Origin of the sequence: Corallococcus sp. AB049A, from assembly GCF_003668885.1 — a bacterium.
GTDB lineage: Bacteria > Myxococcota > Myxococcia > Myxococcales > Myxococcaceae > Corallococcus > Corallococcus interemptor.
The window spans coordinates 1-16,264 of record NZ_RAWL01000017.1; the positions used below are offsets into that span (position 1 = coordinate 1).

The 16,264-nt window shown below is 69.7% G+C and carries 9 protein-coding genes; all 9 read right to left on the reverse strand.

The genetic code is table 11. The annotated features are described in order from the left end of the window. Positions 1-6,624: adventurous gliding motility protein AgmC (gene agmC, locus D7X55_RS03375; protein ID WP_158626309.1), on the reverse strand; the 6,624-nt coding region annotated here is incomplete at its 3' end. 346 nt (positions 6,625-6,970) lie between these two features. Continuing rightward, positions 6,971-8,206 carry a cell division protein FtsA gene (gene ftsA / locus D7X55_RS03380; RefSeq protein ID WP_014398878.1) on the reverse strand — a complete coding sequence of 412 codons (1,236 nt, stop codon included), beginning with the start codon at positions 8,204-8,206 and terminating at the stop codon, positions 6,971-6,973. A gap of 43 nt (positions 8,207-8,249) precedes the next feature. After that, positions 8,250-9,107, reverse strand: a complete 858-nt coding sequence (locus D7X55_RS03385; RefSeq protein WP_120548778.1) for a cell division protein FtsQ/DivIB — start codon at positions 9,105-9,107, stop codon at positions 8,250-8,252. A 134-nt stretch (positions 9,108-9,241) separates the two neighbouring features. Then, positions 9,242-10,198, reverse strand: a complete 957-nt coding sequence (locus tag D7X55_RS03390) for a D-alanine--D-alanine ligase (RefSeq protein WP_121722214.1) — start codon at positions 10,196-10,198, stop codon at positions 9,242-9,244. After that, on the reverse strand, positions 10,195-11,127 hold the full coding sequence (gene murB, locus D7X55_RS03395) for a UDP-N-acetylmuramate dehydrogenase (RefSeq protein WP_121722215.1): 933 nt from the start codon (positions 11,125-11,127) through the stop codon (positions 10,195-10,197). Before murB ends, D7X55_RS03390 begins: the two co-directional genes overlap by 4 nt. Positions 11,128-11,130: 3 nt before the next feature. Next, positions 11,131-12,555 carry a UDP-N-acetylmuramate--L-alanine ligase gene (gene murC, locus D7X55_RS03400; protein ID WP_120548781.1) on the reverse strand — a complete coding sequence of 475 codons (1,425 nt, stop codon included), beginning with the start codon at positions 12,553-12,555 and terminating at the stop codon, positions 11,131-11,133. After that, positions 12,552-13,703 carry an undecaprenyldiphospho-muramoylpentapeptide beta-N-acetylglucosaminyltransferase gene (murG, locus tag D7X55_RS03405; protein WP_120548782.1) on the reverse strand — a complete coding sequence of 384 codons (1,152 nt, stop codon included), beginning with the start codon at positions 13,701-13,703 and terminating at the stop codon, positions 12,552-12,554. The genes murC and murG overlap by 4 nt, the downstream gene beginning before the upstream one ends. Next, entirely contained in the window at positions 13,700-14,863 is a 1,164-nt protein-coding gene (gene ftsW / locus D7X55_RS03410; protein WP_120548783.1) for a putative lipid II flippase FtsW, read from the reverse strand. The genes murG and ftsW overlap by 4 nt, the downstream gene beginning before the upstream one ends. Before the next feature lie 5 nt (positions 14,864-14,868). Continuing rightward, complete coding sequence (murD, locus tag D7X55_RS03415; protein ID WP_121722216.1) at positions 14,869-16,239, reverse strand: UDP-N-acetylmuramoyl-L-alanine--D-glutamate ligase; 1,371 nt, start codon at positions 16,237-16,239, stop codon at positions 14,869-14,871. Positions 16,240-16,264 lie beyond the last annotated feature (25 nt).

The following is a 16,264-nucleotide window of genomic DNA, read 5'->3' on the forward strand; positions in this document are numbered from 1 at the left end:
ACCCAGCGGAACCTCCGCGCCCACCCCGTACGCCAGCGCGCTGCCGACGTTCAGGTTGCGCAGCTGCTCCGACTTGCGGAGGTCCACGCCCACGTTGGCGAGGATGCGGAAGCGCTTGCCGTACTCCGCCACCACGCGCGGGTTGACGGACACGCCGGAGCCGCCGAGGAAGTCCGACGCACCGCCCGTGGGCAGCGAGATGGGCAGCATCACGGACACGCCGTAGTTGTCACCGTCCAGCAGCCGCGCCTTCGGGATGATGCGCAGGTCGCCAATGCCGCCCCCGCTCACCCCGTTGGCGAAGGAGGAGTCCACGGCCGGCGAGTTCTCCGAGCCCTGGATGGTGATGGGCAGCACGACGCCGATTTCGAACCGGTCGAAGAGGCCGACGGCGCCCATCAGGTCGAAGCCCACCTGGCTCTTCACCAGGGAGGTGACGTACGTGTCCGAGCGGGGGTCGAAGAAGTTGAGCGGCTTGTCGGCGTAGTTGACCGACAGCCCCACGTTCCACCCCAGGTGCCGCTGCACCTTCGCGCCGTGCACCGCGAGCACATCCGCGACGCCCGGGCCCGGCTTGTACTGCTGCACGTCGATGGCCTGCGACACCGCGGTGGCCTGCGCGTGGGCGGTGGTGCCCATGCCCGCGACCAGCGCCGTGATGAACACCGCCAGCGCCCCACCCGCGCGCGCCAGGAGGTCCCCGGCGCGGCGGAAGCGGCGGCCCACCAGGGGCAGCGCCAGCAGCATCAGCGCGAAGGGCGCCAGCGAACCGGAGCCGCCCGTGCTGCAGCCGTGGCCCACCACCAGGAAGTCATCGTTGGCGTCGAGCGGATCCGAGCCGCCCTTCACCTCCGTGCCGTCGTCGATGCCACCCTGGTCGGTGTCCTTCATCGTCGGATCCGTCTCCGTGGCGTCACGGCGGCCGTCGTGGTTGCGGTCCTCTTCGCCGTCCTTCAGGCCGTCACCGTCCGTGTCCGGGTTCTTCGGGTCCGTCTTCGTGGAGGGATCCGCGTCCGGCTTGAAGTGCGGGGACGAGGTGTCGGTGCCCGGCGGAGCGGTCTCCACCGTCACGCCCAGCTCCGTGCCGTCGTTGATGCCGTCGTTGTCGCTGTCCGGGTCGAGCGCGTCGATGACGCCGTCACCGTCGGTGTCGGTCAGCCCGTCGATGCCGTCCAGCACGCCGTCGTCATCGGAGTCGGGGTCGAACGGATCCGTCCCGTGCGCCTCCTCCGTGGCGTTGTCGATGCCGTCGCCGTCCGCGTCGTTGTCGTCCGCCGGGTTGTTCGGGTCGGGCTCCAGCACGTCCACCTTGCCGTTGTGGTTGCGGTCCTCGATGCCGTCGAGCACGCCGCCACCGTCGGTGTCGGGGTTGAGCGGGTTCGTCTTGGTGTCGGGGTCCTGATCCGGGACGAACACGGTCATGTTGGTGTCATCGCCCTGGGGCTCGGTGAGGCCCAGCTCCAGGCCGTCCGTCAGGCCGTCACCGTCCGTGTCGAGCTTGTTCGGGTCCGTCTCCGTCGGGTCCACCTTGCCGTCGTGGTTGATGTCCTCGTTGCCGTCGGTGAGACCGTCGTCATCCGAGTCGTCGTCCAGCGGGTTCGTCTTCGTCGACGGGTCCTTGTCCGCCACGAACTCGGACGGGTCGGTGTCGTCGCCCTGGGGCTCGGAGAGGCCCAGCTCCACGCCGTCGGTCAGGCCGTCGCCGTCAGTGTCCGCGTTGTTCGGGTCCGTCTCGTCGGCGTCGACCATGCCGTCGTGGTCCTTGTCCTCGTTACCATCGAGGATGCCGTCGTCATCCGAGTCGTCGTCGAGCGGATCCGTGCCGCCGACCTTGACCTCGATGCCGTCGGGGATGCCGTCGCCGTCCGTGTCCGGGTTGTTCGGGTCGGTGCCCAGGGCGAGCTCCTCGTCGTCCGTCAGGCCGTCCTTGTCCGTGTCCACCGGGTTGCCCAGGTTGATGATGAAGGTGGAGGTCGCGGTCGTGCTGTTGGTCGTGCCATTCGTGGACACCGCGGTGACGGTGTACGTGCCGTCCGCCAGCGGGCCGGGCAGCGCCTGGCTCCAGTTGCCGGAAGCATCCACCGGGATGGGCCCGTAGTTGGTGCCCTGGAACGTCACCGTCACGGACGTGGCGTTCGCGGACGTACCGGACACCGTCACGTTGGGGACGATGACCGTGGAGCCGTTGGCCGGGACGGTGATGGCCACCGTGGGGGCGGCTGTGTTCACCGTGAAGGTGGAGGTCGCGGTCGTGCTGGTGTTGCCCGCCGCGTCCACCGCCACCGCCGTCACCGTGTACGTGCCGTTGGCGAGCGGGCCGGGCAGCGCCTGGCTCCAGTTGCCGGAGGCGTCCACCGGGATGGGGCCGTAGTTGGTGCCCTGGAACGTCACGGTCACGCTCGTCGCGCCGCCCGCGGCCGTACCGGTGACCGTCACGTTGGCGCCCACCGTGGAGCCGCTGGCCGGCGTGGTGATGGCCACCGTCGGCGCGGTCGTGTCCACCGTGAAGGTGGAGCTGTCGGGCGTGCTCTCGTTGCCCGCCGAGTCCGTGGCCACCGCGGTGACGGTGTACGTGCCGTCCGCCAGCGGGCCCGGCAGCGCCTGGCTCCAGTTGCCGGAAGCATCCACCGGGATGGGGCCGTAGTCGTTGCCCTCGAAGGTCAGCGTCACGAAGGTGGCGCCCACGGAGGTACCGGTGACGGTCACCGTGTTGGAGGCGACCGTCGCGTTGTCCAGCGGCGAGGTGATGTCGACTTCCGGCGCCGTCAGGTCCACCGTGAAGGTGGTGTCATCCGGCGTGCTGGTGTTGCCCGCCGCGTCCGTGGCCACCACGGTCACGGTGTACGAGCCGTCCGTCAGGGACACCGGCAGCGGGTAGCTCCAGTTGCCCGCGCCATCCACGGGGATGGGTCCGTAGTTCGTGCCGCCGTAGGTCAGCGTCACGGACGTGGCGCCCGTGGACGTGCCCGTCACCGTCACGTTGGGCGTGTTGACCGTCGAGCCGTCCGCCGGGGTGCTGATGGCAACGGTCGGCGCGGTCAGATCCACCGTGAAGGTGGAGGTCGCGGTCGCGCTGTTCGTGCCCGCGCCGTTCGTGGACACCGCGGTCACGGTGTACGAGCCCTCGGTCAGGGTGCCGGGCAGCGGGAAGCTCCAGTTGCCGGAGGCGTCCACGGTGATGGGGCCGTAGCTCGTGCCCTCGAAGGTGAGCATCACGGACGTCGCGTTGGTCGTCGTGCCGGTGACCGTCACCGTGCTGGTGTTCACCGAGGTGCCGTTGGCCGGCGTGGTGATGGCGACCGTGGGGACGGTCAGGTCCACCGTGAAGGTGGAGCTGGCCGGCGTGCTGGTGTTGCCCGCCGCGTCCGTGGACACCGCCGTCACGGTGTGGGTGCCCTCAGGCACGGACACCGGGAGCGTGTAGCTCCAGTTGCCGGAGGCGTCGACCGCGATGGGGCCGTAGTCGTTGCCCTCGAAGGTCAGCGTCACGGACGTGGCTCCCGAGGACGTACCGGTCACCGTCACCGTGCTGGTGCCGATGACGTCACCGTCGGCCGGGGTGCTGATGGCGACGGTCGGCGCGGTCTGGTCCACCGTGAAGGTGGAGCTGTCGGGAGTGCTCTGATTGCCCGCCGAGTCCGTAGCTGTCGCGGTCACGGTGTACGTGCCGTCCGCCAGCGGGCCGGGCAGCGGGAAGCTCCAGTTGCCGGAGGCGTCCACGGTGATGGGGCCGTAGCTCGTGCCCTCGAACACGAGCGTCACGAACGCCGCGTCCGTGGAGGTGCCGGTCACCGTCACGTTCGGGGTGTTGATCGTCGTGCCGTCCGACGGAGTGCTGATGGCCACCACCGGAGGCGTCTGGTCCACCGTGAAGGTGGAGGTCGCGGGCGAGCTGTTCGTGCCCTGGGCGTTCGTGGACACGGCGGTCACCGAGTACGTGCCGTCCGCCAGCGGGCCCGGCAGCGCCTGGCTCCAGTTGCCGCCGGTCACCGTGATGGGACCGTAGTTCGTCCCCTGGAAGGTGAGCGTCACCGTGGTCGCGTTGGCGGCCGTACCGGTGACCGTCACGTTCGGATTGTTCGTCGTGGAGCCGTTGGCCGGGGTGCTGATGGCCACCGTCGGCGCAGGCACCGCCACCGTGAAGGTGGACGAGGCCGTGGTGCTGTTGGTCGTGCCGTTCGTGGACACCGCGGTCACGGTGTACGTGCCGTTGGCCAGCGGGCCCGGCAGCGCCACGGACCAGGTGCCGCCGGTCACGGTGGCAGGATAGTTCGTGCCTTGGAAGGTGACCGTGACGTTGGTCGCGTTCGCGGCCGTGCCCGTCACCGTCACGTTGGGGTTGGTCGTCGTGGAACCGTTGGCCGGCGTGGTGATGGCCACCGTCGGGCCCGCCACCGTGAAGGTGGAGGAGGCCTGGGTGCTGTTCGTGCCATACGCGTTCGTGGACACGGCCGTCACGGTGTACGTGCCATTGGCCAGCGGACCCGGGAGCGCCTGGCTCCAGTTGCCGCCCGTCACCGTGATGGGACCGTAGTTCGTGCCCTGGAAGGTGAGCGTCACCGTGGTCGCGTTCGCGGCCGTACCGGTCACCGTCACGTTCGGGTTCGTCACCGTCGAGCCGTTTGCCGGGGTGCTGATGGCCACCGTCGGCGCGGGCACCGCCACCGTGAAGGTGGAGGTCGCGGTGGTGCTGTTGGAGGTGCCGTTGGTCGACACCGCGTTCACGGTGTACGTGCCGTTGGCCAGCGGGCCCGGCACGGTGGTGGTCCAGTTGCCTCCGGTCACCGTGAAGGGGCCGTAATTCGTCCCATTCAGCGTGAACGAGACGGACGTCGCGTTCGCGGCCGTGCCCGCGATGACCACGTTGGTGGGGTTCGTCAACGTCGAGCCGTTGGCCGGCGTGGTGATGGCCACCGTCGGCCCCGCCGGGGCGGTGACAGTGAAGGTGTTGGTGTTGCTCGGGGCGCTCTCGACGCCGTTGTTCACGGTGACCGCGTAGACGGTGTGCGTGGCCACGGTCAGCGGCGTGGACGGCGTGAAGGAGAAGTTGCCCGACGCGTCGGACGTCACCGTCACGGGCTGGGGCTGGCCGTCGATGTAGATGCGGACCGTCTGGTTCGGGCTCGGCGTCGTACCCGTGATGGGGGGCGTGGTGTTCGTCGTGGACGAACCGTTGGCCGGGGTGAGCACCGTGGGAGCCGGGCCCTGCGTGATGACACCCGGATTGCCCGGCGCCGAGCCGTAGGTCGGACCATCCAGCGCGGTCGCCGTGGGCTGGGTACCCGCCGTGCCGCCCGCAACGGACGCGGGGCAGGCGTAGGAACTGGCCTGCATGTGGATGTAACCACCGCCACCGCCACCACCCGTGCCGTGCGGCGACTCCACGAAAGTGCTGTTGCCGCCGTTGCCGCCCTTCGCGGACAGCGAACCGGTACCGGTGCAGGCCAGGGCGCCCGTGAACCGCAGGGAGAGGGTACCGCCCGCGCCACCGCCACCCGCCGCGTCATTCTGGGAGCTCGCCGCGGAAACGCCATCCGCCGTGATGCTGCCCGTTCCCGCGAGCGACGCGCCGCGCACGAAGACGATGCCACCCGCGTTTCCGCCGCCGGTGCCAACGTCGTCATTGCCGTGACCGGAGCCACCACCGCCGCCGAACAGGACGCGCGTCGCCGGGCTGAACAGCATCTTGCCACCCGGGATGCCGCCTACCGCACGCGAAGGCCCGGTGTCACCGGTCCACGTCCGACCGCCAATACCACCCGCGCCTCCGTTGCCACCGCCACCACCACCGGAGTTATGGCAGATGCCACCACCACCGGCGTTGAGGATGTTGCCGCGGCCCGCAATGGTCGCACCAGTCGGGAAGACGGTGGGCGGCTTGTAGCGAGCAGGAACAGGCCCCTCGCCTTTCATGGCGCCGCCATTGGGTTGCGACAGGTCATAGGTGGTCGCGGCGCAGTTATCTCCGCTGCTGTTGAAGTACTCCGCGCCGCGGAAGCCCGCGCCCGTGGCGGAGATGGAGCCGTTGTTCGTCACCGTCCCCGTGGCGAAGAAGACGACGATGCCGCCCAGGTTGTCGTTGATGTCAGCGCTGGACCATGGCTGGGCGACGATGCTCGCACCCGCGTTGATGGTCACGGTCGTGTACTCAGGCACCCGGATGACCTGCGCCGAGGTGCGGGTGGCCGTTGCGCTTGTGCCACCCGTGAACGCCGCCGTCAGCGGCGTGCCCGTGAAGGTCAGGGTATTGGTCGTGAGCCCCGTCACGCGCACGAACTGCCAGTTGCCCACCGCGTTCGTATTGAAGTCGAACGGGCCCGGCGCATTGGACGTCACCGTGCCCGTGAAGCCGGTGGACTGGTAGATCATCACCAGGTCGCCCACGGCGAAGCCGGTGGTGTCCCCCACGTTCACGGACGTGGCACCCACACCCGCGTTCGCCCTGAGCCGCACGTAGGTGTTGATCCTCGTACCAGCCAGGCTGACCGTCAGCGCGCCGCTGTGGCCATCGCCCAGGCCGAAGGTGTCGGGCTCGGCGAAGGCCGGGGGCGCCGCGAACACGGCGCACAGCAGGGCCAACAGCGCCGCAGCGGAGCCGCGTACTCCCTGTAGGGGCGTCAGCAACCGCGAAATCTTGTGTGGAGTCATAGGTTCAGAGGCTCACCAGGAACACGGAGGAATCCGGTCCGAGAGCCAGCGGGCTCCCTAAGCAAGCCCGGCGCCATCCTCTGTCGGATTCACTGTCCGTCCAAATCCTGGAACTTGCACGGCTGGTTGCCCGTGCTTAGGGCGGCCGTCCGGAACCCGGATCCCCATTCTGGAATCTGGAAAACACTCCGCGTCCTGGACTGACGCGTCAGCGTCCTCTCTGACGCGTCAATCCAGGGCCCGGACACGCGGCCTCCAGAAACGCGAAAAGGCCCCCCGAAGGGAGCCCCTGGCTCAGCGCGTTACGTTTCCGGAAGCCGGACTAGAAGATCTCTTCCAGCCACTCGCGCATCCGGCCCTTCACCTTCTTGTAGACGTTGCCGTCCTCGCGGATGCGGAACATGCGGCGGTCCATGTGCTTGGCGCCGTAGACGACCAGGCCCACACCCGTGGCGTACATGGGGCTCTTCACCACGTCCACCAGACCGCCAATGCCGCGAGGCATGCCCCGGCGCACCGGCAGGCCCAGCACCTCTTCCGCCAGCTCCGGCATGCCCGCGAGCAGCGTGGAGCCGCCCGTAATCACGATGCCGGACGCGAGCAGGTCCTCGTAGCCGCACTTCTGGATCTCGCGGTGCACGAGCTGGAAGATCTCCTCCACGCGCGGCTCCAGGATCTCGGAGAGGATCTGCCGGCCAAGCACGCGCGGCTGACGGCCGCCCACGCTGGGCACTTCAATCGTCTCGTCCTTGTTGATCATGGACGCGAGCGCGCAGCCGTACTTCTGCTTGATGCGCTCGGCCTCGTGCGCGGGGGTGCGCAGGCCGATGGCGATGTCGCTCGTCAGGTTGTTGCCGCCCAGGGCGATGACCGCCGTGTGGACGATGGAGCCGCCAGAGAAGATGGCGATGTCCGTGGTGCCGCCGCCGATGTCGACGAGGCACACGCCCAGCTCCTTCTCGTCCTCGCTCAGCACGGCTTCGGCGGAGGCCAGCGGCTGGAGCACGATGTCGGAGACGTTCAGGCCCGTGCGGTTGGCGCACTTGACGATGTTCTGCGCGCTGGAGACGGCGCCCGTGACGATGTGCACCTTGGCCTCCAGGCGCACGCCGGCCATGCCCAGGGGCTCCTTGATGCCGCCCTGGTCGTCGATGATGAACTCCTGCGGCAGGACGTGGATGACCTCCCGGTCCAGCGGGATGGCCACCGCCTTCGCCGCGTCGATGACGCGCGCGATGTCCGCGTCGCGGACCTCCTTGTCCTTCACCGCGACGATGCCCTGGGAGTTGAAGCCCTTGATGTGGCCGCCGGCGATCCCCGTGTAGACGTGGGAGATCTCCGCCCCGGCCATCAGCTCGGCTTCCTCCACGGCGCGCCGGATGGACGACACCGTGGCCTCGATATTGACCACGACGCCCTTGCGCAATCCCTTCGACGGATGCGTGCCGATACCGATGATGTCGATACCGCTATCGGTCAGCTCGCCGACGATGGCGCAGATCTTCGTCGTGCCGATGTCGAGGCCGACGATGATCTCCCCCGACTTCTGCTTCGCCATGTGACTCCTCCCAGGCTCCCTCACTTTCGTGAAGGAAGCATCCTCACTGCGTCGAGTCCCCGCTCCGCACGGAGTCGGACCCACTCGAAAGCCTCACCGCCACCCAACCCGGTCGGGCACGGTTATCCAGGCGAATGATCGCGGCTGCAAGCCCCCTTGTGCTGAGCTCGCGTCGAACGCGCGCCAGCCGCTGGAGCTTGACTTCCGTATCGCCAGCACCGAGGCGCACCTCCTGCCCCGTCGCCGTCACCAGCGCAAGCCCGGTGTTCTCCAGGCGCACTTCAGAAAGCCGCTCGGATCGTCCCGGCAACAGCCGCGCATAAGCACGGGTTACATCCAGCGCCTCGCGGAACTTCGAACGCACCGCGTCCGGGTCCGCCACGTACGCATCGCGCTCCATGCCGGTGACGAGCGGCAGGTCCAGCCCGTCCCCCGGGGTGACGCGCTTGAAGGGCTCGCCCTCCTCGTCCAGGACGTAGAGGTCGCCCAGCACCGCCAGCGCCGCGGGTGCGTGCTCCGTCACCTCCACGGACACCCCGCGCGGAAACCGCCGCGTCACCTCCACCGTGCGAATCCACGGGTGCTGCCCCATGGCCCGCGCCAGCGCGGCCGTGTCCAGCGTCCACAGGTTCTGCCCCGCCGTCAGGCCGGACAGCTTCAAGAGCTCCGGGCGCGACGCGCGCTCCAGGCCGGTGAAGTTCACCTGCTCCAGCGCGAAGCGGGGCGACACCACCGCCCAGGCGCGCAGCTCCATGGAGCCCCAGATGAGCCCCGCCGTCGCCACCGCCAGTCCCAGCGCCTTCGCCACCGACGGCCCGTGCGAACGGACCGCGCCCTTCACCGCGTCATTGCGCGGTGCGGCGTCCAGGCGGCGGCGGTTCTTGGATTTTCCGAAGGCCATGACTAGGGAGGCGCATGCTGCGTGCGGACGTCGAACCACGCCAGTTTTTGGCTACAGGCACGTCGCTGTAGCGGCACGGGGGGACACGCCGGCCTCACAAGAGGCCGGAACTCCAGGAAAGAACGCGCAGCGGCTCAGGCCTTGAGCGAAGCGCCCTGGAGCAGCCGCTCACAGAGGGCCGGGAAGTCGATGCCCCGCCCCGCCGCGATTTTGGGCAGGAGGCTGGAGGCCGTCATTCCGGGCAGCGTGTTGATTTCCAGCAGGAACACGTCGCCACTCTCCGTGACGATGACGTCCGAGCGCGACCCGCCGGAGCACCCCAGCGCCTTGTGGGCGCCCAGGGAGACTTCATTGACGCGCGCGTACAGGTCCGGGGGCAGCGGCGCGGGGAAGAGATACTGAGTACCGCTGCCGGCCTGGTACTTGGCTTCGTAGTCGTAGAACTCGCGGGCGGCCTTCACTTCGATGACGCCCAGGGCCTCGTTGTCCAGCACGCCGCCCTGCACTTCCCGGCCCTTGATGAACTGCTCCACCAGGAGCGTGCCCGCGTGCTTCGCCGCGTCCTGGACGGCGGCGGTGTAGTCCTCGCGCGTCTTGCAGATGTGCACGCCCACGCTGCTGCCCTCGCGGCTGGGCTTCACCACCACCGGGAAGGGGAACGGCAGCCGGTCCGCCTCCGCCAGCGCGGCCTCTGCGGTCGTGAAGGCGCGGTAGGGCGGCGTGGGGATGCCGCGCGCGATGAAGATCTCCTTCGCGTACACCTTGTCCATGCCCACGGCGGACGCCATCACGCCGCTGCCGGTGTAGGGGATGAACATGGCCTCCAGCAGGCCCTGGATGCAGCCGTCCTCGCCGAAGCGGCCGTGCAGCGCGAGCCACGCCACGTCCACCTTCTCCGCGATGAGGCGCGCGGGCAGGTCCTTGCCCACGTCGATTTCCACCACGTCGTAGCCCAGGCCCTTGAGGGCCCCCGACACCGCGGCGCCCGTGCGCAGCGACACCTCGCGCTCACTGGAGAGGCCGCCATACAGCACGCCGACGCGCTTGGCCTTCAACTCAGCGGGGGTGAAGCCTCGGGGACCGATGTTCATGGCAGGAAGACTCCGACGAACTTGACTTCGGGGTGCATGACGACGCCGGTGGCTTCCTTCACCCGCTCTTGCATCAGGGTGATGAGGCCCCGCACGTCGCGAGCGGCGGCGCCGCCCAGGTTGACGATCCAATTGGCGTGCAGGGTGGACACCTGCGCGCGCCCCAGGGTGTGCCCCTTCAGGCCCACGAGTTCAATCAGCCGCCCGGCGTGGTCGCCCGGCGGGTTGGTGAACACGCTGCCGAAGTTGGGCTGACTCAAGGGCTGCGTGCGCTTCCTGTAGCCCAGGTCCGCGTCCATGGCCGCCTTGCTGGCCACGACATCGCCCTTGGGAAGATGGAAGCGCACGCGGGTGACGATACCTCCAGCGGGCAGCGTGGCGTGACGGTAGGTGTGGGGCACCTGCGCTTTGTCCAGCCACCCCACCCCGTCCGCGGTGGCGACCTCAATCGACTCCACCACGCGGAAGCACTCGCCGTTCTTGGTGCCGGCGTTCATGGTGACGGCGCCGCCCAGGGTGCCGGGGATGCCCGCGAGGAACTCCGCGCCCACCAGCCCCTGCGCGCGCATGACGTTCACCAGCCGGGCAATGGCCGCGCCCGTGCCCAGCGTCACCCGGCCGTCGTCCGGGCCCACGTCCAGCGCCTCCGGGAACAAATCCGGGGGCAGCTTCACGGTGAGCCCCGGCACGCCGCCGTCGCCCACCAGCGTGTTGGCCCCGCCGCCCAGCACCGTGACGGGGATGCCTTCTTCACGGGCCAGGCGCAGCAGGTCCACCAGCGCGTCCGGGGAGCGGGGCCGCACCAGGGCCTCCGCCGGCCCGCCCACGCGCACGCTGATGAGCGGCGCCAGGGGCTCGCCCGGCTTGACGTCCAGGCCCGGCAGCCGCGCCACGCGCGCCGCGAGCGGTGTCACCTCACCCGCCTGCATCCCCTACCCGCCCTTCGCCGCGCCCATCAGGTTCAGCAGGTCCGGCCCCACCTGGGTGATGTCGCCCGCGCCCAGCGTCAGCACCAGGTCGCCCTCGCGCACGCGCTCGTGGAGCGCCTTCGCCACGTCCGCGCGCTTCTCCACGAACGTCACGTCGCGGTGGCCGTGCGCGCGGATGGCCTCCGCCAGCGCGTCGCCGGTGGCGCCGGGGATGGGCTCCTCGCCCGCCGCGTAGACGCTGGTGACGAAGAGCACGTCCGCGTCGTTGAACGCGGTGGCGAACTCCTTCATCAGGTCGTGCGTGCGCGTGTAGCGGTGCGGCTGGAAGGCGGCCACCACCCGGCGGCCGAAGGCGCGGCGCGCGCCGGACAGCGTGGCCATGACCTCCGTGGGGTGGTGCCCGTAGTCGTCCACCACGGTGACGCCGCCCACCTCGCCGCGCACGGTGAAGCGGCGCTGCACGCCGCCGAACTCCGCCAGCGCGGAGCGCACCGTCTCCAGCGGGATGTCCATCTCCTCCGCGATGGCCACCACCGCCAGCGCGTTGAAGGCGTTGTGCGCGCCCACCATGCGCACGCGGAACTCGCCCAGGTCCTCGTCGCGGCGGAAGGCGCGGAAGGTGGTGGTGAAGCCGTCCAGCGCGATGCCCTCCAGCCGGTAGTCCGCCATGTGCGAGCTGCCGTAGGTGACGAAGCGCTTCTCGATGCGCGGCAGCAGCGCCTGGACGTTGGGGTTGTCCAGGCACAGCACGTTGAGGCCGTAGAAGGGAACCCGGTTGCAGAACTCCACGAAGGCGGACTGGAGCGTCTCCAGGTTGCCGTAGTGGTCCATGTGCTCCGGGTCGATGTTGGTGACGACCGCGATGGACGGGTGCAGCTTGAGGAAGCTGCCGTCGGACTCGTCCGCCTCCACCACCATCAGCTCGCTCTTGCCCAGCTTGGCGTTGGAGTCGAGCACGTTCACCTTGCCGCCCACCACCGCCGTGGGGTCCAGGCCTGCCGCGGACAGCACCGTGGCCACCATGGACGTCGTCGTCGTCTTGCCGTGGCTGCCGGCGACGGCGACCGCGTACTTCAGGCGCATCAACTCCGCGAGCATCTCCGCGCGAGGGATGACGGGAATCTTGCGCTGGCGCGCCGTCACCACCTCCGGGTTGTCCTTGCGCACCGCGGAGGAGATGACGACCACGTCCGCGTGCACCAGGTTGGAGGCGCGGTGGCCCTCGTAGAGCGTGGCGCCCAGCTTCGCCAGGCGGCGGGTGATGTCGCTCTCGCGCAGGTCCGAGCCGGAGACGCGGTAGCCCAGGTTGAGCAGCACCTCCGCGATGCCGCTCATGCCAATGCCGCCCACGCCCACGAAGTGCACGTGCGCCGCGTGGCGCGTCTTGAAGAGGCTGCCGGGCTTGTTGCTGACGGTCTTGCTGCTCATGCCTTGCTCCCGGGTGCCTTCTTCACGTCCTTCTGTCCGCGGTCGCGTCCACCCGGGCCCCAGGCCTGGGTGGTCAGGTCCACGCACACGTCCGCCAGCTCCTTCGCGGCGGCCGGGCGGCCGAGGATGCCCGCCTTCTTCGCCATCTGCTTGAGCTTCGCGGGGTCCGTCATCAGGCCGCGCAGCTCTGCCGCCAGCTTCAGGCCGGTGAGCTCCGACTCGCGGAACATGAGGGCCGCGCCCGCGTCCACCAGCGCCCGGGCATTCACCTCCTGGTGGTTGTCCGTGGCGTGCGGGAAGGGCACCAGGATGCTGGGCTTCTTGCACACCGTCAGCTCCGCCAGGGACGTGGCGCCCGCGCGGCAGATGACCAGGTCCGCCCTGGAGTAGGCGGAGGACATGTCGTCGATGAACTCCACCACCTGGGCCACGTCCGCGAAGCCCTTGTCCGCGTAGCCCTTCGTCACGTTCTCCAGGTCCAGCTTCCCCGTCTGGTGGACGATGGAGAGCTGGTCCTTCACGTCGCCCAGCGAGTCCAGCGCCTCCAGCACGCGGTTGTTGAGGCCGCGCGCGCCCAGGCTGCCGCCGAAGATGAGGACGGTGAACTTCTCGTGCGCGGTGTTGCTGCGCAGGTAGTTGTCCATCAGCTTCTTGCGGATGGGGTTGCCAATCATCTGCACCTTGGCTTCCGGGAAGAACGTGCGCGCTTCCTCGAAGGCGGTGAAGACGACCTTCACGATGCGGCCCAGCACCTTGTTGGTGAGGCCGGGCAGCGCGTTCTGCTCCTGGATGGCGGTGGGGATGCCCATCAGCCACGCGGCCAGCACCACCGGCCCGCTCGCGTAACCGCCCACGCCCACCACCACGTCCGGCTTCTGGCGCGACAGGATGCGGAACGACGCGAGGAACGCCAGGGGCAGCGCGATGAGCCCCTTGAGCAGGCCGAGGAAGCCCTTGCCCTTGAGCCCCTGCACCTTCACGAACTCCAGCGGGTAGCCCTCCTTGGGCACCACGCGCGCCTCCAGGCCCTTCTCCGTGCCCACGAACACCACTTCGTTGGCGGGGTGGCGGGTGACGACCTCCTCCGCCAGCGCGATGCCCGGGAACAGATGGCCTCCGGTGCCGCCGCCCGCGATGAGCACCTTCACGCCGTCACCTCCCGCAGGTCCGTCGTGCCCGTGCGCACCGGCCGCGTCGCGCCCTGCGTGTTCGCGCTGAGCGACAGGAGCACGCCCGCCGAGCCCATCAGCACCACCAGCGACGTGCCGCCGTAGGACACGAACGGCAGCGTCAGGCCCTTCGTGGGCAACAGGCCCATGGCCACGCACATGTTCACCGTGGCCTGGAACGCGATGATGGAGCTGATGCCCAGGCCCAGGTACGTGCCGAAGGTCTCCCCCGCCGCCAGGGCCGCGCGGATGCCGCGCCACAGGACGATGGCGTACAGCACCACCAGGAGCCCCACGCCAATGAGCCCCAGCTCCTCACCGAGGATGGAGAAGATGAAGTCCGTGTGCGCCTCCGGCAGGAAGAACAGCTTCTGCCGGCCGTCCCCCAGCCCCAGGCCGGTGATGCCGCCCGAGCCGATGGACATCAGCGACTCCGCCACCTGGTAGCCCACGTCGTGCCGGTGGGCCCACGGGTCCAGGAACGCGAGGATGCGCTTCATGCGGTAGGGGCTGGTCGCGATGGCGACGAAGGCCAAGGGCAGCGCGAGCAGGATGGAGCCCACCAGGTACGACAGCTTCGTGCCCGCCGCGAACAGCAGCACGAAGAGCATGAACACCAGCAGCACGCTGCTGCCGAAGTCCGGCTGGAGCATGCACAGCAGCACCAGGATGCCGCACAGGGCCAGGTGCGGCAGGAAGCCAATGGAGAACGTGGCCACCTTCTCCCGCTTCTTCGCCAGCGAATAGGACAGGTAGACGAGCCACGCGAACTTGGCCACTTCCGCCGGCTGGAGGCTGAAGCCCGGCAGGCGGATCCACCGCCGCGCGCCGCCCGCCGTGGTGCCGATGCCGGGGATGGCGACCGCGATGAGCAGCACGATGGCGACCAGCAGCAGCGGGTACGCCAGCCGCGCCAGCTTCCGCCACCCCAGCTTCATGGCCACCGCCATGGCCACGAGCCCCAGGCCCGCGGCGGACAGCTGCCGCTTGAGGAAGTAGAGGCTGTCGCCCAGCTTGTCCTGCGCCAGCACCGCGCTGGCCGAGTACGTCATCACCAGGCCCAGCGACACCAGCGCCAGCACCGCGCACAGCAGGATCGGATCGAACCGCACGGGGGCGGCCGGAGGAGAGGTCTTCATCACGGTCAGAGCGCCCCGACCAGGCGCTTGAACGTGTCGCCCCGGTCCTCGAAGTTCTTGAACTGGTCGTACGACGCGCACGCCGGGGACAGCAGGACCGTGTCCCCTGCCCTCGCCACCTCACGCGCCTTGGCCACCGCCTGCGCCAGCGTGCCGCACGCGTGCACCGGCGCGTCGTTGGCGTACGCCCGGGCCAGCGCGTCCGCGTCCTGGCCAATGGTCAGCACGCCCTTCACCTTGCCCTGCCCCGCCTCCACCATGGGCGCGTACGGCGCGCCCTTGCCCTTGCCGCCCGCGATGAGCCACACGTCACCGGCGAAGGCCTTGAGCGCCACCAGCACGGAGTCCACGTTGGTGGCCTTGGAGTCGTTCACCCACTCCACGCCGTCCAGCACGCGCACGCTCTCCAGCCGGTGCGCCAGGCCCGGGTAGCTGTCCAGGCCCGCCTGCACCGCGTCCCTGGCCACGCCGCCCAGCCGGGCCAGCAGCGCCGCCGCCATCGCGTTCTGCGCGTTGTGCGCGCCGCGCAGCGAGCGGTTGGTGAGCGTGTAGGACTCGCCCGCGAACTCCAGCTCGAAGCCGCCGGAGCGCGCGATGGCCAGGCCCGCCAGCTTCGGCGCGTCCACCACCGGACGGCCCGTCATGGAGAAGCCGTACACGGGCGCGCGCGCGGAGGCCGCCAGCCCCATCACCGCCGCGTCGTCCGCGTTCACCACGGCGAAGTCGCTGCCGGCGTCCTGGTTCATGAAGATGCGCGCCTTGGCCGCGCCGTACTCGGCGTGGTTGGCGTAGCGGTCCAGGTGGTCCGGCGTGAGGTTGAGGATGGCCGCGCCCGTGGGCTTGAGCTGGTGGATGCCCTCCAGCTGGAAGCTGGACAGCTCCACCACCAGCGCGTCCCAGTCCCCGGGGGACATGGCGGCTTCCGCCAGCGGGCGCCCCAGGTTGCCGCCCACGAAGGTGCGCAGGCCCGCCTTCGCGTACAGCTCACCGGTGAGCGCCGTGGTGGTGCTCTTGCCGTTGGTGCCGGTGATGCCCAGGAAGCGCGTGCCCGTGAGGAAGCGGCCCGCCAGCTCGATTTCGCCCCAGACGGGGACGCCGGACGTGCGCGCGGCCTCCAGCTCCGGCAGGGACAAGGGCACGCCCGGGCTCACCACCACCAGGTCCTGGCGGGTGAGCAGCCCCGGGGGCGTGGCGCCGGTGACGAGCGTCACGCCCTTCGCGTGCAGCTCCTTCGCGACGTCACCGAGCGCGTCCTCGGAGCGCGCGTCCAGCGCCGTCACCTTCGCGCCGTGCTGGACCAGCAGCCGCAGCGCCGCGACGCCGCTCTTGGCCAGCCCGAACACCGCGACATTCCGACCGGACAGCGAGGGATTCATGGGGCGGGCCGACCTCGAGATGGGG